Raw genomic sequence first — 20,003 nt, 5'->3', positions numbered from 1 at the left:
GCCGCGTCCGCGGCGCGTGACGCGGCCCTCGGCGACCAGCCGGTGCAGCACCTGACGCAGCGCGGGGGCGCAGCGCTCGGCCCCGTCCGCCGTGAGCCAGGCCAGCTCGGCGATTTCCCGGCCCGGGGCCGGCTCGCCCTGCGCCGCGCCCGTATAGCAGGTCATCCGCAGCCGTCGGCCGCCCTGGCCGTGCGCCTCGTCCTCGATGACGAAGGGCTCACGCGCGGCCAGGGCCGCGGGCGCGGCGGTCAGGCCGAGCTCCTCGGCGAGCTCACGGGCCAGGGCCTGCGGTCCGTCCTCCCCCGGTTCGAGCTTGCCGCCGGGCAGATAGAACGCGTCGCGCCCGCGGGTGCGCACCGCCAGCAGCTGCCCGTCGCGTACGCAGACCCAGCCCACCGACTCCAGCGGCGCTGTCCCACTCCCCGAGTCGGTCATTCGGCCTCGTCCTCCCCGCCCGCCCCGCCCTCCAGGCCACCTTCGGTCTCCAGGTACAGCTCCCGCACCGCCGCCAGGACCTCGGGGTCCGGGTGCTCCCACAGACCGCGGCTCTCCGCCTCCAGCAGCCGCTCGGCCATGCCGTGCAGCGCCCAGGGGTTGGCCTCTTGGAGGAAGGAGCGGTTCTCGGGGTCGAGGAGATAGCTCTGGGCCAGTTTGTCGTACATCCAGTCGGCGACCACGCCCGTGGTGGCGTCGTAGCCGAAGAGGTAGTCGACGGTCGCGGCGAGTTCGAAGGCGCCCTTGTAGCCGTGGCGGCGCATCGCCTCGATCCAGCGCGGGTTGACCACGCGTGCGCGGAAGACCCGGGAGGTCTCCTCGTGCAGGGTGCGGGTGCGGACCGTCTCGGGGCGGGTGGAGTCGCCGATGTACGCGGCCGGGGCGGTGCCCTTGAGGGCGCGCACGGTGGCGACCATGCCGCCGTGGTACTGGAAGTAGTCGTCCGAGTCGGCGATGTCGTGTTCGCGGGTGTCGGTGTTCTTGGCCGCGACCGCGATCCGCCGGTAGGCGCTCTCCATCTCGGCGCGGGCCGGCCGGCCTTCCAGGCCGCGGCCGTACGCGTAGCCGCCCCAGACCGTGTAGACCTCCGCCAGGTCGGCGTCGGTGCGCCAGTCGCGGCTGTCGATGAGCTGGAGCAGACCCGCACCGTAGGTGCCGGGGCGGGAGCCGAAGATACGGGTGGTGGCGCGGCGTTCGTCGCCGTGCTCGGCGAGGTCGGCCTGGGCGTGGGCCCGGATGTAGTTGTCGTCCTCGGGCTCGTCGAGGGAGGCGGCGAGCCGTACCGCGTCGTCGAGCAGGGCCACGACATGCGGGAACGCATCGCGGAAGAAGCCGCTGATGCGTAGAGTGACATCGACCCTGGGGCGGCCCAGCTGCTCAAGTGTCGCGGGTTCGAGTCCCGTTACTCGCCGCGAGGCGTCGTCCCACACCGGGCGGACGCCCAGCAGTGCGAGCGCCTCGGCCACGTCGTCGCCCGAGGTGCGCATCGCGCTGGTGCCCCACAGCGACAGGCCGACGGAGCGCGGCCAGGCGCCGTCGTTGTCGCGGCGGTAGCGCTCCAGCAGCGAGTCGGCGAGCGCCTGGCCGGTCTCCCAGGCCAGCCGGCTGGGCACGGCCTTGGGGTCGACGGAGTAGAAGTTACGGCCGGTCGGCAGGACGTTGACCAGGCCGCGCAGCGGTGAACCGGAGGGGCCCGCGGGCACGAAGCCGCCGCTCAGGGCGTGCACGGCGTGATCGATCTCGTCGGTGGTGGCGGCCAGCCGCGGCACGACCTCGCGGGCGGCGAAGTCGAGGATCGCGGTCACCGCGTCGTGCTGCTCCTCGGGCAGCCCCAGGCACACCTTCTCCACGGCCTCCGGGGCCCAGTCGGCGTCCTCCATCGCCTGGACGAGGGCGCGGGCTCGGTCCTCCGCCTCGTCCGCGCCCGTGCGGGTGGCGGCCGACTCGTCGAGGCCGAGTGCCTCGCGCAGCCCGGGGAGCGCGGTGGAGCCGCCCCAGATCTGCCGGGCGCGCAGAATGGCCAGGACGAGGTTGACCCGCTGGGGGCCGGAGGGGGCGCTGCCGAGAACATGCAGGCCGTCGCGGATCTGGGCGTCCTTGACCTCGCACAGCCAGCCGTCCACATGCAGCAGGAAGTCGTCGAAGCCATTGTCGTCCGGCCGGTCCTCCAGGCCGAGGTCGTGGTCGAGCCTGGCGGCCTGGATGAGGGTCCAGATCTGGGCGCGGATGGCGGGGAGTTTGGCCGGGTCCATCGCGGAGATGGCGGCGTACTCGTCCAGCAGCTGCTCCAGGCGCGCGATGTCGCCGTAGGAGTCGGCACGGGCCATGGGCGGCACAAGGTGGTCGACGAGGGTGGCGTGGGCGCGGCGCTTGGCCTGTGTGCCCTCCCCCGGGTCGTTGACCAGGAACGGGTAGATCAGCGGCAGGTCGCCCAGCGCGGCGTCGGGGCCGCAGGCGGCGGACAGGCCCGCGTTCTTGCCGGGCAGCCACTCCAGGTTGCCGTGCTTGCCCAGGTGCACCATGGCGTCGGCGCCGAACCCGCCGTCGGCCTGAGCGGTGGCGATCCAGCGGTAGGCGGCCAGGTAGTGGTGCGAGGGCGGCAGATCGGGGTCGTGGTAGATGGCGATCGGGTTCTCGCCGAAGCCGCGCGGCGGCTGGATGACGACGAGCAGATTGCCCCGGCGCAGCGCGGCCAGCACGATCTCGCCCTCAGGGTCGCGGCTCGTGTCGACGAACATCTCGCCCGGCGGCGGCCCCCAGTGCCCCTCCACCGCCTCGCGCAGCTCCTGCGGCAGCCGGCCGTACCAGCGGCGGTAGTCGGCGGCGGGGATCCGGACCGGGTTGCGGGCCAGCTGCTCCTCGGTGAGCCAGTCCTGGTCGTGGCCGCCCGCCTCGATCAGGGCGTAGATCAGCTCGTCGCCGTCGCCGGAGGCGAGGCCGGGAAGCGCCTTGGGCCCCTCCTCGGGGCCGAGGTCGAAGCCGTCCGCGCGCAGCCGGCGCAGCAGGGCGACGGCGCTGGCGGGCGTGTCCAGGCCGACGGCGTTGCCGATGCGGGAGTGCTTGGTGGGGTAGGCGGACAGCACGAGCGCGAGGCGCTTGTCGGCCGCCGGTATGTGGCGCAGCCGGGCGTGTCGTACGGCGATTCCCGCGACACGCGCGGCGCGCTCGGGGTCGGCGACATAGACGGGCAGGCCGTCCTCGTCGGTCTCCTTGAAGGAGAACGGCACGGTGATCAGCCGCCCGTCGAACTCCGGGACGGCGACCTGGGTCGCCGCGTCCAGCGGCGAAAGGCCCTCGTCGTTCTCCTGCCACGCGGCGCGCGGGCCGGTCAGGCACAGCGCCTGGAGCACCGGGACGTCCAGCCCGGCCAGCGCGCCCGCGTCCCACGCCTCGTCGTCGCCGCCGGCCGAGGCCTCGGCGGGCCGGGTGCCGCCCGCGGCGAGCACGGTGGTCACCACCGCGTCGGCCTCGGCGAGGGCTTCCAGCAACTCGGGCTCGGGCGCGCGCAGCGAGGCGACGTACAGCGGCAGCGCGCGGCCCCCGGTGTCCTCGACGGCCTGGCACAGCGCCTCCACGAAGGCGGTGTTGCCGCTCATATGGTGGGCGCGGTAGTAGAGCACGGCGATCCGCGGGCCGGTGACGTCCTCGCGCGCGGTGCGCTCCAGTGCGCCCCACGAGGGCGCGGGTGCGGGCGGCTCGAAGCCGTGGCCGGTCAGCAGGACGGTGTCGGACAGGAAGCGGGCCAGCTGGCCGAGGTTGCCGGGCCCGCCGTGCGCGAGATAGGCGTGGGCCTCGGCGGCGATCCCGACCGGGACCGTGGATGCCTCCATGAGCTGGGCGTCCGGGGCCTGTTCGCCGGTCAGGACCACGACCGGGCGGTCCCCGGCGAGCAGCGCGTCGAGCCCTTCCTGCCAGGCGCGCACCCCGCCGAGCAGCCGTACGACGACGAGTTCGACGCCGTCGAGCAGCGCGGGCAGCTCGTCCAGGGGGAGCCGGGCCGGGTTGGCGAGCCGATAGGGCACCGGAGTCTGTGCCGCGCGGGCACTGAGCAGGTCGGTGTCGGACGTCGACAGCAGCAGGATCATGCGACGGCAGGCCTTCCTCGGGGTCCGCGCCCCGGGCGGGTTGAAGACGGCGGGAGTTCCTGGCTCGCGCGGCCGTCGCAATACCGGCTGCCGCGCTCACAGTGGCGGGACCGCGCCGGATTTCCACCGGCTTCCTACCCTTTTTGCCGTCTTTTGTTGTGGCGGGCCGGGACCGACCCGCCGTGAGCATAGTAGGCGCTTCTGACCTGCCGCGGGGCGGTGAGCCGAACGCAATCGTCGGTATGCTCGCCGCCATGCCCCTCCCCCCGACAACCGCCCCACCAGGGGACGAAACCCCCGTGCGCGGTCGCGACGACGCCTGCCCCGGCGCGCTCCGCCTGCACTCGGCGGACGACGGCGCACTGGCCCGGGTGCGGCTGCCCGCCGGGCGCCTGACGGCACGTCAGGCGCTCGTGCTGGCGCTCGCGGCCGAGGAGTTGGGCGACGGCCGGCTGGACCTCACCTCCCGGGGCAATCTGCAGCTGCGCGGCCTCGACGCGGGGTGCGGGGCCGGACTCGCGGCCCGGCTGCGGACGGCAGGGCTGCTCCCGTCGGACCGCCACGACCGGGTGCGCAACATCGTGGCGTCCCCGCTGTCCGGGCTGGACGGGGCGGGGTACGCGGATGTCTCGGCGTGGGCGCGGGAGCTGGACGCGCTGCTGTGTGACAGCGCGCCCGCGGGTTCCGGATTGGCCGAACTGGCCGGGCTGTCCGGCCGGTTCCTGTTCGCGCTCGACGACGGGCGCGGCGATGTGGCGGCGCTGGGCGCGGATGTGACATTGGTCGCAGCGCCGGACGGCGAGGCGGTGCTGCGGCTCGGCTCCGCCGGGGGGCACGAACCGGCCGGTCCGGACGCGCGCCCGGCTCCTGCCGGGGCGCGCGTGGCGGGCAGCCGCGGCGGGGCGGACGCCCACGGCGCGGCAACCGTCCCGACACGCCGGGACCGCCGGACGGAGGGCGGTGGCGACACGCGGGACCCCGCGCGGCCATACGCCCACCCCGGCCCACCAGGTGACCCGAGGACGACGGCCTGGAACCCTCCACCCGGCGGGGCGGCGGGGCGGCGGGGGTCGAGTTCCGGGTGCTCGCCGAGGACGTGCCGCGCGCGGCCGCCGTGGCCGCCGCGGCGTTTCTCGACGCGGTGCGCGCGAGTGGCACGCGGGCCTGGCGCGTTCGCGAGCTGTCGGCGCGACACGCCGTTACGGCGGACCGGTTGGCCCGGCGACTCGCCGAAGCGGAGGTCCGAGCCACGCGCCTCGGTCCTGTCCCGCCGGTCGTCGAGGCGCGAACACCAGCGGCCGACGCGGCGGGAGAACAGGGCAGCAGCGAGCCCTCTGTCGTGGCCGGCGCCACGTACGGCCGATCCCCGGCAACGCAGCGAGACGCGCCGGGCGTCGCGGGCACGCAGGGCTCGGGAAGCCGGCAGCCGCCCGCCCGGGCCGCCGCGCCGGACATCACCCAGCCGGAGCGAACCGCGAGGCGCGAAGCGGCGGATGCGGCGCCGGCGCCGGAAGGCATGGTGACAGCCCCGCCCCCTAGCGCCGCCTCCGGCGCACCCGCCGTCGGACTCGTCGCCGGGCCGGACGGGCGATGCGCGGTGTCGGTCGCCGTCCCGCTGGGGCGGCTCACCGCCGCGCGGTGGCGGCTGCTCGCCGAGCTCGCCGCCCGGGGCGGCTCGGGCGAGTTGCGTGTGACACCCTGGCGCGGCGTGGTGCTGCCCGGCTTCTCCCCCGGCGACGCCGAGGCCGCGCTGCGGGAGCTCGCCGACGCCGGTCTTGTGACCGCGCCGCACTCCCCCTGGTTCGGGGTCGGCGCGTGTACGGGACGGCCCGGCTGCGCCAAGTCCCTGGCCGATGTGCGTGCCGAGGCGGCGCGCGCGGTGGCGGGCGAGGCGTCCGTCGGCGGCCGACCGGGCCCGGCACGAAGCCGGCTGCCCGTGTACTTCTCCGGCTGCGAGCGGCGCTGCGGCCACCCCGGCGGGCCGGGCCGGTGGGTCGACGTGCTGGCGACGGGCGACGGCTACCGGGTCGCCGTACGAGATGCCACAGGGTCCGCGCGGAGCGTGGACGTAACAGCAGAGCAAGTGGCCGGCGCCGTGGCGGCGGCCCGTGGAACGACATGATCGAGGGCACAGTGTTCGACTACGAGAAGGACGGCGCGGCCATATACCGCGCCTCCTTTGCCACCATCCGCGCCGAGGCCGATCTGGGCGGTCTGCCCGCCGACGTCAGCCAGGTCGCGGTGCGGATGATCCACGCCTGCGGCATGGTCGACCTCGTCCAGGACCTCGCGTACACCCCCCAGGTGGTCGCCCGCGCCCGCGCCGCGCTGCGCGCCGGCGCGCCCGTGCTCTGCGACGCGCACATGGTGGCCAGCGGCGTGACCCGCAAGCGGCTGCCCGCGGACAACGACGTGGTGTGCACCCTGTCCGACCCCACCGTCCCCGAACTGGCCCGCCGGATGGGCACCACACGCAGCGCCGCCGCGCTGGAGCTGTGGCGGGACCGGCTGGAGGGCGCGGTGGTGGCCATCGGCAACGCGCCCACCGCGCTGTTCCGTCTGCTGGAGATGGTCGAAGCGGGGGCGCCGCGCCCGGCGGCCGTCATCGGCGTACCGGTCGGCTTCATCGGCGCCGCCGAGTCCAAGGAGGCGCTGGCCGGGCATCCGGCCGCGCTCGACCACCTGGTGGTGCGCGGCCGGCGTGGCGGCAGCGCCATCGCCGCGGCCGCGGTCAACGCGATTGCGAGCGAGGAAGAGTGAGCGAGCAGCAGACGGGCCGGCTCTACGGCGTGGGTCTTGGCCCCGGCGACCCCTCGCTGATGACCGTACGCGCCGTGGAGGTCATCGCCGAGGCCGATGTCGTCGCGTACCACAGCGCCCGGCACGGCCGGAGCATCGCGCGCTCCATCGCCGAGCGCCATCTGCGGCCCGACCACATCGAGGAGCGGCTGGTCTATCCGGTCACCACCGAGACCACCGACCACCCCGGCGGCTACCGCGGCGCGATGGAGGAGTTCTACGCGGACGCGGCGGCCCGGCTGGCCGCCCATCTGGACGCGGGGCGTACGGTCGCGGTGCTCGCCGAGGGCGATCCGCTCTTCTACGGCTCATACATGCATATGCACAAGCGCCTGGCCGACCGCTACCCCACCGAGGTCGTCCCCGGCGTCACCTCCGTGAGCGCGGCCGCCGCCCGGATCGGGGCGCCGCTGGTCGAGGGCGAGGAGGTGCTGACCGTCCTGCCCGGCACACTCCCGGAGGAGGAGCTGACGGCCCGCCTGGCCACGGCCGACGCGGCCGTCGTGATGAAGCTCGGCCGCACCTTCCCGGCGGTGCGGCGGGCGCTGGAGCGCTCGGGCCGGCTGGCGGAGGCCCAGTACGTGGAGCGGGCCACGATGGGCGCGGAGCGCGTCGCGCCACTGGCCGAGGTGGACCCCGAGTCGGTGCCCTACTTCTCGGTGGCGGTGCTGCCGAGCCGGATCGACGCGCGTGCTCCGGCGCGCCGCGGCGAGGTCGTGGTGGTGGGCCTCGGCCCGGCGGGCCCGCTGTGGCTGACCCCCGAGGCGCGGGGCGAGTTGGCCGCCGCCGAGGATCTGGTCGGCTACACCACCTATCTGAACCGGGTGCCGAAGCGCCCGGGGCAGCGCCGGCACGCTTCGGACAACAAGGTGGAGGCCGAACGTGCCGAGTTCGCGCTCGACCTGGCCCGGCGCGGACGGCGGGTCGCCGTCGTCTCCTCGGGCGACCCGGGCGTTTTCGCCATGGCCACGGCCGTGCTGGAGGCGGCGGCCGAGGACCCGTACCGCGAGGTGCCGGTCCGGGTGGTCCCTGGCATGACGGCGGCCCACGCGGCCGCCGCCCGCGCGGGCGCCCCGCTCGGCCACGACTACGCGGTGGTCTCCCTGTCCGACCGGCTCAAGCCCTGGGAGGTCATCGCCGAACGCCTCCGCGCCGCGGCCGCGGCCGACCTGGTGCTCGCCCTGTACAACCCCGGCTCGCGCAGTCGCATCTGGCAGGTCGGCAAGGCCCGCGAGCTGCTGCTCGAACACCGCGCGCCCGACACGCCCGTCGTGCTCGGCCGGGACGTGGGCGGCCCCGAGGAGCGGATACGGATCGTCAGGCTGGCCGATCTCGACCCGGCCCAGGTCGATATGCGCACCATCCTGCTGATCGGCTCCTCCCAAACCCGCACGACCCGGCGTGGCGACGGCACCGAGATCGTCTGGACGCCACGCCGCTACCCGGAGCGCTGACGGTCAGCAGGTCAGCCGAGGGTGGCACTCAGCCAGGCCAGGGCGGCCGCCGGGTCGGGCACGACCGGCACGCCGTCCGGGGCCGCGGGGCGCCGGACGACGACGACCGGCAGCCCGGCCTCGCGCGCCGCGGTGAGCTTGGCGGCGGTGGCACCGGCGCCGCTGTCCTTGGTGACCACGGCGTCGATGCGGTGGCGGCGGAGCAGTTCCGCCTCCCCCGCCACGCTGAACGGACCGCGGTCCAGCAGCACTTCCATGTGCGGCGGGGCCGGTGGCTCGGGCGCGTCGACGGAGCGGACCAGGAACCACTGCTCGGTGAGTTGGGCGAAGGCGGCCAGGCCCATCCGCCCGGTGGTGAGGAAGATCCGCTGCCCCAGGGCGGGCAGCAGCCCGGCCGCCTCGTCCAGCGACCCGGCCCAGTGCCATCGATCCCCCGGGCCGGGCACCCAGCCGGGGCGGCGCAGGGCGAGCAGGGGAACATGGGCCGTGGCGGCCGCCCGGGCCGCGTTGAAACTGATCGTGCCGGCGAAAGGATGGGTGGCGTCGATGACCGCGTCCACCTGCTGCTCGCGCAGCCAGCGAGCCAGGCCCTCGGGGCCCCCGAACCCGCCGATCCGCACCTGCCCGGCCGGCAGCCGCGGCTCGGCGACACGCCCGGCCAGCGAGCTGGTGACGCGCAGCCCGGGTGTGTCGGCCACTTCGGCGGCCAGTCGGCGCGCCTCGGTGGTGCCGCCCAGGATGAGCACATGGCGGGGCCGGCGCGGCCGGGCTACGGGGGCGGCCTCCGCCGGGTTCGGTGTCATCGGGTGCCTTCCGTGGTGCGTGGTGCCGTGCCGGTCCGCGGCCCGCCGGCCGCGCCCGGTCAACCCTGCCATGGCCGTGGCCGACCGCGCGGCGACGAGAGGCGGCGCTTCCCGTGGCTGAGCCGACTTCGGAGGCCGGGACCGCTCCGGCCGGGGGCCGCAGTGCGCAGCTGGAGCGTTCGGGGTTGCGGCACGGCTGGACCACCGGGGCGTGTGCGACGGCGGCGACCACAGCCGCGTACACCGCGCTGCTCGGCGCGGAGTTCCCCGATCCGGTGACCATCGAACTGCCGAAGGGGCAGCGGCCCGCGTTCGCGCTCGCGGGCGAGGAGCTGACGGCGGACCGGGCGATGGCCGCGGTGGTGAAGGACGCGGGCGACGACCCGGATGTCACGAATGGCGCGGTGGTGCGGGCCACGGTGCGGCTGCTGCCGCCCGGGAGCGGTGTGGTCTTCCGGGCCGGGCCCGGCGTCGGTACGGTCACCCGTCCCGGACTGCCGCTCGCGGTCGGCGAGCCCGCCATCAACCCCGTACCCCGGCAGATGATGCGCGATCACATCGCCTCGGTCGCGGCCCGTCTCGGTGGCACCGGGGACGCCGAGGTCGAGATCGCGGTGGACCACGGCGAGGAGATCGCCCGCAGCACCTGGAATCCGCGCCTGGGCATCCTCGGCGGGCTGTCGATCCTCGGGACGACGGGCATCGTGGTGCCGTACTCCTGCTCGGCGTGGATCGACAGCATCCGGCGCGGCGTGGATGTGGCGCGTGCGGCGGGGCGCCGGCATGTGGCGGGCTGTACGGGAGCGACCTCGGAGAAGGTCGCGGTGGCCGTGCACGGGCTGCCGCAGGACGCGCTGCTGGACATGGGGGACTTCGCGGGGGCGGTGCTCAAGTATCTGCGTCGCCATCCGGTGGACCGGCTGACCGTCGCCGGGGGGTTCGCCAAGCTCTCCAAACTGGCCGCCGGACATCTGGATCTGCACTCCTCCCGCTCGCAGGTGGACAAGGGATTCCTTGCGGAGCTGGCCCGCCGTGGCGGGGCGGACGAGGAGCTGGTGGCGGCGGTGACGGCGGCCAACACGGGCCTGGAGACGGTGCAGCTGTGCGCGGCGCGCGGGGTGCCGCTCGGTGATCTGGTCGCGGTGGCGGCCCGGGAGACGGCGCTCGGGGTGCTGCGTGGGGCGCCGGTGGCCGTGGACGTCATCTGCATCGACCGCGCGGGCGCCATCGTGGGCCGTGCGGCGGCTCGGGGGCCAAGGGGCGCGACGACCTGACGCGCCCCCGCCTCAAGGGCGTTCGCGGCGCGCCGAGTACAGGTGGCTGTCGCGGAACTGCTCCGCGGCCAGCGTGCGGCCCACCATGATGACGGCGGTACGCACCACCCCCGCCTCCTTCACCCGGTCCGCGATATCGCCGAGTGTGCCGCGCAGCACCAGTTCGTCGGGGCGGCTCGCCCGGGCGACCACCGCCGCGGGGCAGTCGGCGCCGTAGTGCGGGAGGAGTTCGGCCACCACCCGGTCCACGTACCGGGCGGCCAGGTGCAGCACGATCAGCGCCCGGCTGCGGCCGAGGGTGGCGAGGTCCTCGCCGTCCGGCATCGGGGTGGCCTGTTGGGCGACGCGGGTGAGGACGACGGTCTGGCCGACGGTCGGCACGGTCAGCTCGCGCCCCAGCGCGGCCGCGGCGGCGGCGAACGCGGGGACGCCGGGGATCACCTCGTACGGCACACCGTGCGCGTCCAGCCGCCGCATCTGCTCGGCGACGGCGCTGAACACCGACGGGTCGCCGGAGTGCAGCCGGGCCACGTCCTCACCCGCTCGGTGGGCGCCGACCAGCTCATCGGTGATCTGATCGAGGTTGAGCCGGGCGGTGTCGACCAGGCGGGCGTCCGGCGGACACTCGGCGAGGAGTTCACGCGGCACCAGGCTGCCCGCGTACAGGCACACCCGGCAGCGGGCCAGGGTGCGGGCGCCGCGCACGGTGATCAGGTCGGCGGCGCCGGGGCCCGCGCCGATGAAGTACACGGTCATGGGGAGGTCTCTCCTTCGGGGGCTGCCACCAGGTGTCCGGCCGCGGGTTCGGCCTGCGCTTTGACCGCGGCCCACTGGGTGACCGGCATCGCCTGCCGCCATCCGGTGAAGCCGCCGACCGGGGCTGCGTGTGCCACCGCGATCCGGACCAGTTCCCCTCCGTACCGCCGGTACCAGCCGGCGAGCAGCGCCTCCGACTCCAGCGTCACGGTGTTCGCCACGAGCCGCCCGCCTTCGGGCAGCGCCGCCCAGCAGGCCGCCAGCAGGCCGGGCGCCGTCAGACCGCCGCCGATGAACACCGCGTCGGGGGTGGGCAGTCCGGTCAGCGCGTCCGGGGCGGCGCCGGTGACGACGTGCAGCCCGGGCACCCCGAGTGCGGCGGCGTTGCGGCCGATGCGCTCGGCCCGTACGGGGTCCCGCTCGACGGACACCGCGGCGCAACTCCGGTGCGTACGCATCCACTCCACGGCGATCGAACCGGAACCGCCGCCGACGTCCCACAGCAGCTCTCCGGGGGCGGGGGCCAGCGCGGCGAGCGTGGCGGCGCGCACATGGCGCTTCGTCAGCTGGCCGTCGTGCTCGTACGCCTGGTCCGGCAGCCCGGGGACGGCGGACAGGCGCGGCGTGTCCGCGGCGGGGGCGCATTCGACGGCGATGACGTTGAGGGGGTCGCCGGGGGCGTGCGACCAGTGGTCGGCGGTGCCTTCGAGGTGCCGTTCGCGCTCGCCGCCCAACTGTTCCAGGACCCGCATCCGGCTGGGGCCGAAGCCGCGGTCGCGCAGCAGTGCGGCGACCTCGGCGGGGGTGGCGGCGCCCGCGCTGAGGACGAGCAGCCGCCGCCGGGCGTGCAGGGAGCGGGACAGGGCGGCGATGGGCCGTCCAACGAGGCTGACCACCTCGGTCTCCTCCACCGGCCAGCCCAGCCGCGCGCAGGCGTGGGACACCGACGACGGGTGGGGCAGCACCCGCAGCCGGTCGGCGCCCAACTCCTCGGCCAGGGTGCGGCCGATACCGAAGAACATGGGGTCGCCGCTCGCCAGCACGGACACCCGCCGCCCGGCGTAGGCCGCGAACAGCCCTGGTACGGCGGGCCGCAGCGGCGACGGCCACGGCACGCGTTCGGCGGTGCAGCCGGGGGGCAGCAGATTCAGCTGGCGCGGGCCGCCGATGACCACCTCGGCCGCCAGCAGCGCCTCGCACCCCGTCGCCGCCAGCCCGTCCCAGCCGTCCGCTCCCAGCCCTACGACGGTGACCGGGGGGTGGGCGGGGTTCACGGCGTTACGGACCTTTCGGTGTGCGGGACGTGCGCGAGGGGTGCGCGAGGCGTGTGCGGGACGTGCGCGGGGCGACGACCGGAACTCTACTGTGACCTGCGGCGGAACCCCTAGGCGGGTGCGCGGCGCAGCACGCAGTCGCCGCACAGGCCGCCGCCCGGCACCCGGTAGTAGAGGCAGCAGGTGCGGCGGCGGAAGGCGGGCGGCGGGGAGGTCAGGGTGCCGGCGTCGCCCAGCGGCGGGTGGGCGAGCTGGGCACGGGCCAGGTCGGTGGCGCGCTCCGCCGCCTCGGGGTGGCCGTGCGCCTGGCACCAGTCGTACAGGACACGCAGCGAACCGGCCAGCGCCGAGGCCGCGTTCCCCCACAGCAGCCGCCCCGAGACCCGGTAGGCCCGGGTGACGGCGGCGTGCAGCGGCAGCAGATTGGTGAACGCCGCGTCACCCACCTGACCGGCGAGCCCTCCGGGTTCGCCCATGACCGACGGCACGCCCGGCCACCACAGGTCGTCGGGGGCGGCGCGCCCGGGGTGCCACCACAGCCGGTCGGAGCGGAGGCGCGACACCGTACCGGTCAGGGCCGCCTGGCCGAGGGCGAGCGACCACACCCGGGCGGCGAGCCCCTGGAAGACGAGCGATGCCGCGACCCTCGGCTCATCGGTGCGCAGGCTCGCGGCCACCGCCTCGACGCGGCCGCGCAGCAGCGGCCCGGCGGCGCCCTCGGGCGTCAGCCGGTATGCCTCGCCGATCAGCGCGTAACCCTCATCTCGAGGATTGCCGGGGTCGGTGCGCAGCGCGAAGAACGGCCCCGCCTCGGCCGCCGAAGGGCCGGCCGACAGCGGCGGGTCACCCATCCGCGTCGGTCGGCGTCCCGAACGCCTCCAGCAGCTGGTCGGCGGCCAGCGTCGCCGTCAGCGTGCCGTCGCGCACCTGCTGTTCCAGTACAGGGCCGAGCCGCCGCACCCCGGGGTGTTCCCGCAGCCGGGTCAGCAGCTGGTCGCGGACCATGGACCAGGTCCAGTCGACCTGCTGGTCGCGCCGCTTGGTGTCCAGCGCGCCGGTGGCCTCCAGCACCCGGCGGTGCTGCTCAAGACGCTCCCACACCACATCGAGGCCGGTGCCCTCGCGGGCGCTGCAGGTCAGCACCGGGGGGTTCCAGGGCGCGTCCGCGGGCTGCAGCAGCCTTAGCGCGCCCCTGAGTTCGCGGGCGGCGGCCTTGGCGTCGCGCTCATGGGGGCCGTCGGCCTTGTTGATGGCGACGACGTCCGCGAGCTCCAGCACGCCCTTCTTGATGCCCTGGAGCTGGTCGCCGGTGCGGGCGAGGGAGAGCAGCAGAAAGGAGTCGACCATGCCCGCCACGGCGGTCTCCGACTGACCCACGCCCACCGTCTCGACCAGCAGCACGTCATAGCCCGCCGCCTCCATGACCACCATGGACTCGCGGGTGGCGCGGGCCACCCCGCCCAGCGTGCCCGCGCTGGGCGAGGGGCGGACGAAGGCGGCCGGGTCGACCGCCAGCCGCTCCATCCGGGTCTTGTCGCCCAGGATGGAGCCGCCGGTGCGGCTGGAGGAGGGGTCGACGGCGAGCACCGCGACCTTGTGGCCGAGCCCGGTGAGCAGCGAACCCAGGGCGTCGATGAAGGTGGACTTGCCCACGCCGGGCACACCGCTGATGCCCACCCGGCGCGCCCCGCCCGCATGCGGCAGCAGTTCGATCAGCAGCCGCTGGGCGAGGTCGCGGTGGTCGGGGCGGGTGGACTCGACAAGCGTGATCGCACGGGCGATGTACGCACGGGAGCCGTCGAGCACCCCCTTGGCATAGGTGTCGATGTCGATAGTCGGTCGCTTTTTCGCAGGCATGGGCCTACAGCTCGTGGCCGAGGTCCGCGGCCAGCGTCTGCACCAGCTCGTACGCGGCGTCGGGGATGACCGTGCCGGGCAGGAAGACGGCGGCGGCGCCCGCCTCGTGCAGGGTCTGCACATCCTGCGGCGGGATGACCCCGCCCACCACGATGGTGATGTCCTCCCGCCCCGCCTCGGCCAGTTGCTCGCGCAGCGCGGGCACCAGCGTGAGGTGGCCGGCCGCGAGCGAGGAGACGCCGACGATGTGCACATCGGCCTCGACCGCCTGCCGCGCGACCTCCTCGGGCGTCTGGAAGAGCGGGCCGACGTCGACGTCGAAGCCCAGGTCGGCGAAGGCGGTGGCGATCACCTTCTGGCCGCGGTCATGCCCGTCCTGGCCCATCTTGGCGACCAGGATGCGCGGGCGGCGGCCCTCCGCGCGCTCGAATTCCTCGACCACCGCGCGGGTCCGGTCCACACCGGAGGACGGTCCGGCCTCGTCTCGATACACACCGGCGATCGTACGGATCTGACCGGAGTGGCGCCCGTACACCTTCTCCAGCGCGTCGGAGATCTCGCCGACGGTGGCCTTGGCGCGGGCCGCGTTCACGGCGAGCGCGAGGAGGTTGCCCTCCAGGCCCGCGCCCGGGCCGGACTCGGCGGCCGCGGTGAGCGCGCGCAGCGCGTCCTGGCAGGCGGCCTCGTCGCGCTCGGCGCGCAGTCGGCGCAGCTTCTCGAACTGCTGGGCGCGGACCGCGGAGTTGTCGACCTTGAGGACGTCGATCTGCTCATCGCTGTCGACGCGATACTTGTTGACGCCGATCACCGGCTGCCGCCCGGAGTCGATCCGCGCCTGGGTGCGGGCCGCGGCCTCCTCGACGCGCATCTTGGGGATGCCGGCGTCGATGGCCTTGGCCATGCCGCCCGCGGCCTCGACCTCCTGGATGTGCTGCCAGGCGCGCCGGGCCAGGTCGTGGGTCAGCCGCTCCACGTACGCGCTGCCGCCCCACGGGTCGATCACCCGGCAGGTGCCGGACTCCTGCTGGAGCAGGATCTGGGTGTTGCGGGCGATACGCGCGGAGAAGTCGGTGGGCAGCGCAAGGGCCTCGTCGAGGGCGTTGGTGTGCAGCGACTGGGTGTGGCCCTGGGTGGCGGCCATGGCCTCCACACAGGTGCGGGCCACGTTGTTGAACACGTCCTGGGCGGTCAGCGACCAGCCGGAGGTCTGCGAATGGGTGCGCAGCGACAGCGACTTGGGGTTCTTGGGGTCGAACTGGCCGACGAGCTTGGCCCACAGCAGCCGGGCCGCCCGCAGCTTGGCGATCTCCATGAAGAAGTTCATGCCGATCGCCCAGAAGAACGAGAGCCGGGGCGCGAAGGCGTCCACGTCCATCCCGGCGTCGAGCCCGGCGCGCAGATACTCCACGCCGTCGGCGAGGGTGTACGCCAGCTCCAGGTCGGCCGTGGCGCCCGCTTCCTGGATGTGGTAGCCGGAGATGGAGATGGAGTTGTAGCGCGGCATCCGCTGCGAGGTGAAGGCGAAGATGTCGGAGATGATCCGCATCGACGGCTGCGGCGGATAGATATAGGTGTTGCGGACCATGAACTCCTTGAGGATGTCGTTCTGGATGGTCCCGGCCAGCTTGTCGGGCGCCACGCCCTGTTCCTCGGCGGCCACGATATAGAGCGCGAGTACGGGCAGCACCGCGCCGTTCATCGTCATCGACACGCTCATCCGGTCCAGCGGGATGCCGTCGAAGAGCTGCCGCATGTCGTAGATGGAGTCGATGGCCACGCCCGCCATGCCGACGTCGCCGGTGACCCTGGGGTGGTCGCTGTCGTAGCCGCGGTGGGTGGGCAGGTCGAAGGCGACCGACAGGCCCTTCTGGCCCGCGGCGAGGTTGCGGCGGTAGAAGGCGTTGGATTCCTCGGCGGTGGAGAACCCCGCGTACTGGCGGATGGTCCAGGGCTGGTTGACGTACATCGTCGCGTACGGGCCGCGCAGATACGGCGCGATGCCCGGGTAGGTGCCCAGGAAGTCGAGGCCGGCCAGGTCCTCGGGCCCGTACAGCGGTTTGACCCCGATGCCCTCGGGGGTGTCCCACACCAGGTCCTCGACACCCTTGCCGGTGGCGCTCTGCAGCGCCTCCGTCCACGCCGCGGTACCCACCGCGCCGGACACCTCCTCCGGTGTCCCGAGGTCGACCGTGGAGAAGTCAGGAATCCCGCTCACGGTCACGCCACTCCCATCGTCTCGAGGGCCGAGGTCAGCACCTCGACCGCGTCACAGCCGGCGAATACGAACGCGTCAACCCCGGCCCGCTGCAAGTCCTCGCGCCGCTCACCGGGCCTGCCCGCCAGGTAGACGCGCAGCGCTCCGGCGGCCTTCAGCCGCTCCGCCACGGCCACCGCCTCCTGCTCGTACACCGTGTCGCTCGAGCACAGACAGACCACGCGGGCGCCGCTGGCGGCGAACGCCTCGGCGGCCGACTCCGCGTCGACCGTGGCGGGTTCGTGCACCGCCTCGATGCCGCCCGCCTGGAAGAGATTGGCGGCGAACGCGGCGCGCGCGGTGTGCGCGGCCGCGGGGCCGAGCGCGGCCAGGAACACCCGGGGCCGGGTCCCCTCTGCCGCCAGGTGTTTGTCGGAGCGGGCGCGCAGCGCCTCGTACGCCTCGTCGCGGCGCACCCGCGGCAGACCGCCGCCGGGCGGTACGGGGGCCGGCTCGCGCTCCACCGGCTGCTCCGCGAGGTTCGGGAACTCGCTGACGCCGGTGATCGGCTCCTTGCGGCGGGCGAGGTCCTTGGCGCGGCGCTCCCAGGTGTCGGCCAGCCGCCGCTCCACAAGCCCGGAGGCGAGGGCCTGCGCCAGTCCCCCGGCGCGCTCGATCTCCTGGAAGAACGCCCAGGCCGCGTTCGCCACGTCGTCGGTCAGGCTCTCGACGTACCAGGAGCCTCCGGCCGGGTCGATCACCCGCGCCAGCTGGGACTCCTCCAGCAGGATCGTGGAGGTGTTACGGGCGATCCGGCGGGTGAAGTCGTCGGGCAGGCCGATCGCGGAGTCGAAGGGCAGCACGGTGACGGCGTCGGCCCCGCCCACCCCGGCGGCCAGGGCCGCGACCGTGGTGCGCAGCATGTTCACCCAGGGGTCGCGGCGGGTCATCATCACCGGGGAGGTCACCACGTGCTGGCGCTGGGCCGCCGCCTCGGTGGGCGCCCCGCACACCTGCGCCACACGCGCCCACAGGCGCCTGGCGGCGCGCAGCTTGGAGATGGTGAGGAACTGGTCGGCGGTGGCCGCGTAGCGGAACTCCAGCTGGCCGCAGGCCGCTTCGGCCGTCAGCGGCCCGGCGTCGGTCAGCGCGCGCAGGTACTCCACGCCCGCGGCGAGCGAGCAGCCGAGCTCCTGCGCCGCGGATCCGCCGGCCTCGTGGTACGGCAGGGCGTCCACGGTGAAGGCCCGTACGCCCGGGTGGTCGCGGTCGCAGACCGCCGCGAGCTCGGTGGCGGCGGACAGGTGGACCGCGAGGTCGGTGTGGTCACCGGTGCGGGCCGCCAGGCCCAGCGGGTCGGCGCCGAGGTTGCCGAGGGCCGCGCGCGGCGGCACCTGGCGGTCGGCGTACAGCCGCAGCAGCGCGCGGGCGGCGGCGTCGAAGTCGGCGCCCGCGTCCAGGACGACGGGGGCGAGGTCGAGATAGACCCCCTTGAGGGCTTCGGGCAGCGCCTCCACGGGCAGCCCGGCGCCGCCGACCGCCAGCCACACCGAGCCCGCCCCGTTCTCCAGGTCCGCGAGCACCGCGCGGTTGGTGTGCGCGGGGTCGGAGTGGGCGTGGCGCTGGCGTACGTCCCAGCCGGACACCGTGGAGCCCTGCGCCCGGCTGCCGCGTACGAAGGGCGCGAACCCGGGATAGCCGGGGTCGGCGGGGGCGTCCTGTGCGGTGTAGAGGGGGTGGACGGAGATTCCGTCCTCGAGCGCGGTGGAGAGCGCCGCCGCGGCCTGCGCGCCGACGGCATCCACCGTGCCGGATTTCCGCAGCACCCCTTCGACAAGGTGGTGCCACTGGTCTCGGGTCGCCGCCGGGAAGTCGGCGGCGAGCGGCAGGTCGTCAGGCAGGACCGTCATGGGAGGAGGCTAGTGCGAGGACCTAAAGCGACAGCAGTGTCCCCCTCTGTGACCTTGCTCTCTAGCAGAATCTCCAACCCGTCCGGCCCTGTGACGGGAACGAGGAAGGCCGTCTGAACGACGAAGGCCCGCCCGGTGCGACGGGGGATGCACACCGGGCGGGCTCAGGACCTTTTTACCGCATCGAAGCGCAGTTATGCATCAAAAGCTTGTTCGCTTTCCCCCGCTACCACGCGACGGGAAGCGACATCAAGCCATGTGCGCGAATCGTCGGCCGTCGGCGCAGCTCTGTGCGCGGAATGTCCAGATACAGCCCCGGAAAGCGGCTCAACAGGGCGGCCAGCGCCGTTTCGGCCTCCAACCGGGCCAGCGGGGCACCAAGGCAATAGTGGATTCCGTGGCCGAACGCAAGATGTCCCGATCGGCCAAAATCCGGATCAAGTCGGTCCGGTTCCTTGAAATGGCCGGGGTCGCGGTTGGCCGAGGCCAGGGAGAGCAGCACGGTCTCCCCCGCCGGGACCGTCACGCCGCCGATCTCCACGTCCTCGAGCGGAAAGCGGCGGATCGCCAGCGGCGCCGGGCCGTCGTGGCGCGCGAACTCCTCGACCGCCGCCGCGATACCGGCGGGCCGCTCGCGCAGCTCCCGCAGCAGCGCGGGGTGGTCGAGCAGAGAGAGCACCGCGTTGCCGATGAGGTGGGTCACGTTCTCGTACCCGGCCATCAGCAGCAGAAAGGCCAGCGAGGTCAGTTCGTCCTCGGTGAGCCGGTCGCCGCCCTCGCCGGTGCGGCCCTCGCCGGTGCCGCCGCCCGCGTCGTCCCGTACCGCGATCAGGTCGGAGAGCAGATCGTCGCCGGGCTCCTCGCGCTTGCTCGCGATCAGACCGGTGTAGAAGCGCAGCATGTTGCCCACCGCTTCCTTCGCCAGCTGCGGCCGCTCCGGGTCGGGAGCGATGAGCGCGTCGCTCCAGGCGCGGAAGTCCAGTCGGTCGCGCTGGGGGACGCCGAGCAGATCGCAGATGACGGTGATGGGCAGCGGTCCTGCGTACGCGGCGATCAGATCGGCCCGGCCGACCGGCTCGACGGCGTCGAGGAGTTCGTCCGCGGCGCGCCGGACCGGCTCCCGCATCCGCTCGACACGCCCGGGGGTGAAGGCCTTGGCCACGAGGCGACGCACCCGGGTGTGGTCCGGCGGGTCCATGTTGAGCAGATTGGCGTCCAGGGCGGGCGGCAGGGCGAATCCGCGGAAGTTGCCGGGCAGCGCGTTGCCCTTGTCCAGGGACAGCCGGGGGTCGGCGAGCGCCCGTCGCACATCGTCGTAGCGGGTCACCAGCCAGGCCGGCCGCCCGTCCGGACCCGGGATCCGGTGGACGGGGCCCGCCTCGCGCAACTCGGCGTACGCGGCGTGCGGATCCGCCAGCAGCGCACGGGTGTCGAACGACTCTGGCGGGCCGGGAACAGCGGTGTTCGCGGTATTCGCGGAGTTCTGCATGGCTCCCGACTCTAGGGCCTGGTCCGTGACGCCCCGGTCGGTCGGAGCCTGTCTCTCGACCGGTCTTCGAGCTCGGCCCGGGCAGGGTGACGCATGGTGGCCGAGAGGCGGCGC

At 74.4% G+C, this 20,003-nt stretch carries 15 protein-coding genes and 1 riboswitch; of the genes, 5 read left to right on the top strand and 10 right to left on the bottom strand.

The features are described 5' to 3' along the window. Together ACWDSL_RS41925 and cobN are read right to left on the bottom strand one after the other, a co-directional pair. The coding region (locus ACWDSL_RS41925) for an NUDIX hydrolase (protein WP_450493481.1) at nt 1–435 on the bottom strand (435 nt) is incomplete at its 3' end. Then, nucleotides 432–4,079: a cobaltochelatase subunit CobN gene (gene cobN / locus ACWDSL_RS41920; protein ID WP_450493479.1), complete on the bottom strand. Its 3,648-nt coding sequence runs from the start codon at nt 4,077–4,079 to the stop codon at nt 432–434. The genes cobN and ACWDSL_RS41925, both read right to left, overlap by 4 nt. A 31-nt stretch (nt 4,080–4,110) precedes the next feature. After that, nucleotides 4,111–4,271: riboswitch (cobalamin riboswitch) on the bottom strand. Between the two features lie 62 nt (nt 4,272–4,333). On the opposite strand from cobN, the gene ACWDSL_RS41915 reads away from it, so the two are divergent. Genes ACWDSL_RS41915 through ACWDSL_RS41900 form a run of 4 tightly spaced genes read left to right on the top strand, consistent with a single transcriptional unit; the run spans nt 4,334 to nt 8,332 of the window. Next, nucleotides 4,334–5,602: a hypothetical protein gene (locus tag ACWDSL_RS41915; protein ID WP_450493478.1), complete on the top strand. Its 1,269-nt coding sequence runs from the start codon at nt 4,334–4,336 to the stop codon at nt 5,600–5,602. After that, entirely contained in the window at nt 5,596–6,201 is a 606-nt protein-coding gene (locus tag ACWDSL_RS41910) for a hypothetical protein (RefSeq protein WP_450493476.1), read from the top strand. The genes ACWDSL_RS41915 and ACWDSL_RS41910 overlap by 7 nt, the downstream gene beginning before the upstream one ends. Then, the gene (locus ACWDSL_RS41905; protein ID WP_385611606.1) at nt 6,198–6,839 is read left to right on the top strand and encodes a precorrin-8X methylmutase; all 642 of its coding nucleotides are present in this window, start codon (nt 6,198–6,200) and stop codon (nt 6,837–6,839) included. Before ACWDSL_RS41910 ends, ACWDSL_RS41905 begins: the two co-directional genes overlap by 4 nt. After that, entirely contained in the window at nt 6,836–8,332 is a 1,497-nt protein-coding gene (locus ACWDSL_RS41900) for a precorrin-2 C(20)-methyltransferase (RefSeq protein WP_450493474.1), read from the top strand. Before ACWDSL_RS41905 ends, ACWDSL_RS41900 begins: the two co-directional genes overlap by 4 nt. Nucleotides 8,333–8,343: 11 nt before the next feature. Here the strand turns inward: ACWDSL_RS41900 and ACWDSL_RS41895 are convergent, their stop codons facing one another. Continuing rightward, nucleotides 8,344–9,135 (bottom strand): cobalt-precorrin-6A reductase, encoded by a 792-nt coding sequence (locus ACWDSL_RS41895; RefSeq protein WP_450493472.1) that lies wholly within the window; start codon nt 9,133–9,135, stop codon nt 8,344–8,346. 113 nt (nt 9,136–9,248) lie between these two features. On the opposite strand from ACWDSL_RS41895, the gene ACWDSL_RS41890 reads away from it, so the two are divergent. Continuing rightward, nucleotides 9,249–10,409, top strand: a complete 1,161-nt coding sequence (locus ACWDSL_RS41890; protein ID WP_450493470.1) for a cobalt-precorrin-5B (C(1))-methyltransferase — start codon at nt 9,249–9,251, stop codon at nt 10,407–10,409. 12 nt (nt 10,410–10,421) lie between these two features. Here ACWDSL_RS41890 and cobM read toward each other — a convergent pair whose 3' ends face one another. The 7 genes from cobM to ACWDSL_RS41855 all read right to left on the bottom strand — a co-directional run bounded on the left by cobM (nt 10,422) and on the right by ACWDSL_RS41855 (nt 19,889). After that, nucleotides 10,422–11,165, bottom strand: coding sequence for a precorrin-4 C(11)-methyltransferase (gene cobM, locus ACWDSL_RS41885; RefSeq protein WP_450493468.1), 744 nt, complete (start codon nt 11,163–11,165; stop codon nt 10,422–10,424). Next, the gene (gene cbiE, locus ACWDSL_RS41880; RefSeq protein ID WP_450493466.1) at nt 11,162–12,439 is read right to left on the bottom strand and encodes a precorrin-6y C5,15-methyltransferase (decarboxylating) subunit CbiE; all 1,278 of its coding nucleotides are present in this window, start codon (nt 12,437–12,439) and stop codon (nt 11,162–11,164) included. Before cbiE ends, cobM begins: the two co-directional genes overlap by 4 nt. Before the next feature lie 110 nt (nt 12,440–12,549). Next, the gene (locus tag ACWDSL_RS41875) at nt 12,550–13,290 is read right to left on the bottom strand and encodes a (2Fe-2S)-binding protein (protein WP_450493464.1); all 741 of its coding nucleotides are present in this window, start codon (nt 13,288–13,290) and stop codon (nt 12,550–12,552) included. After that, the gene (gene meaB, locus ACWDSL_RS41870; protein ID WP_450493462.1) at nt 13,283–14,296 is read right to left on the bottom strand and encodes a methylmalonyl Co-A mutase-associated GTPase MeaB; all 1,014 of its coding nucleotides are present in this window, start codon (nt 14,294–14,296) and stop codon (nt 13,283–13,285) included. Before meaB ends, ACWDSL_RS41875 begins: the two co-directional genes overlap by 8 nt. Nucleotides 14,297–14,300: 4 nt before the next feature. Continuing rightward, on the bottom strand, nt 14,301–16,460 hold the full coding sequence (gene scpA / locus ACWDSL_RS41865; RefSeq protein ID WP_450493483.1) for a methylmalonyl-CoA mutase: 2,160 nt from the start codon (nt 16,458–16,460) through the stop codon (nt 14,301–14,303). A 53-nt stretch (nt 16,461–16,513) separates the two neighbouring features. Further along, nucleotides 16,514–18,400, bottom strand: coding sequence for a methylmalonyl-CoA mutase small subunit (gene mutA, locus ACWDSL_RS41860; protein ID WP_450493460.1), 1,887 nt, complete (start codon nt 18,398–18,400; stop codon nt 16,514–16,516). Nucleotides 18,401–18,626: 226 nt separating this feature from the next. Continuing rightward, nucleotides 18,627–19,889, bottom strand: coding sequence for a cytochrome P450 family protein (locus ACWDSL_RS41855; protein WP_450493458.1), 1,263 nt, complete (start codon nt 19,887–19,889; stop codon nt 18,627–18,629). Between the last annotated feature and the right edge of the window lie 114 nt (nt 19,890–20,003).

Source organism: Streptomyces sp. NPDC000941, assembly GCF_053599555.1.
Note: the sequence above shows the minus strand (reverse complement) of the source record. Positions and strands in the feature narration are given on the sequence as shown.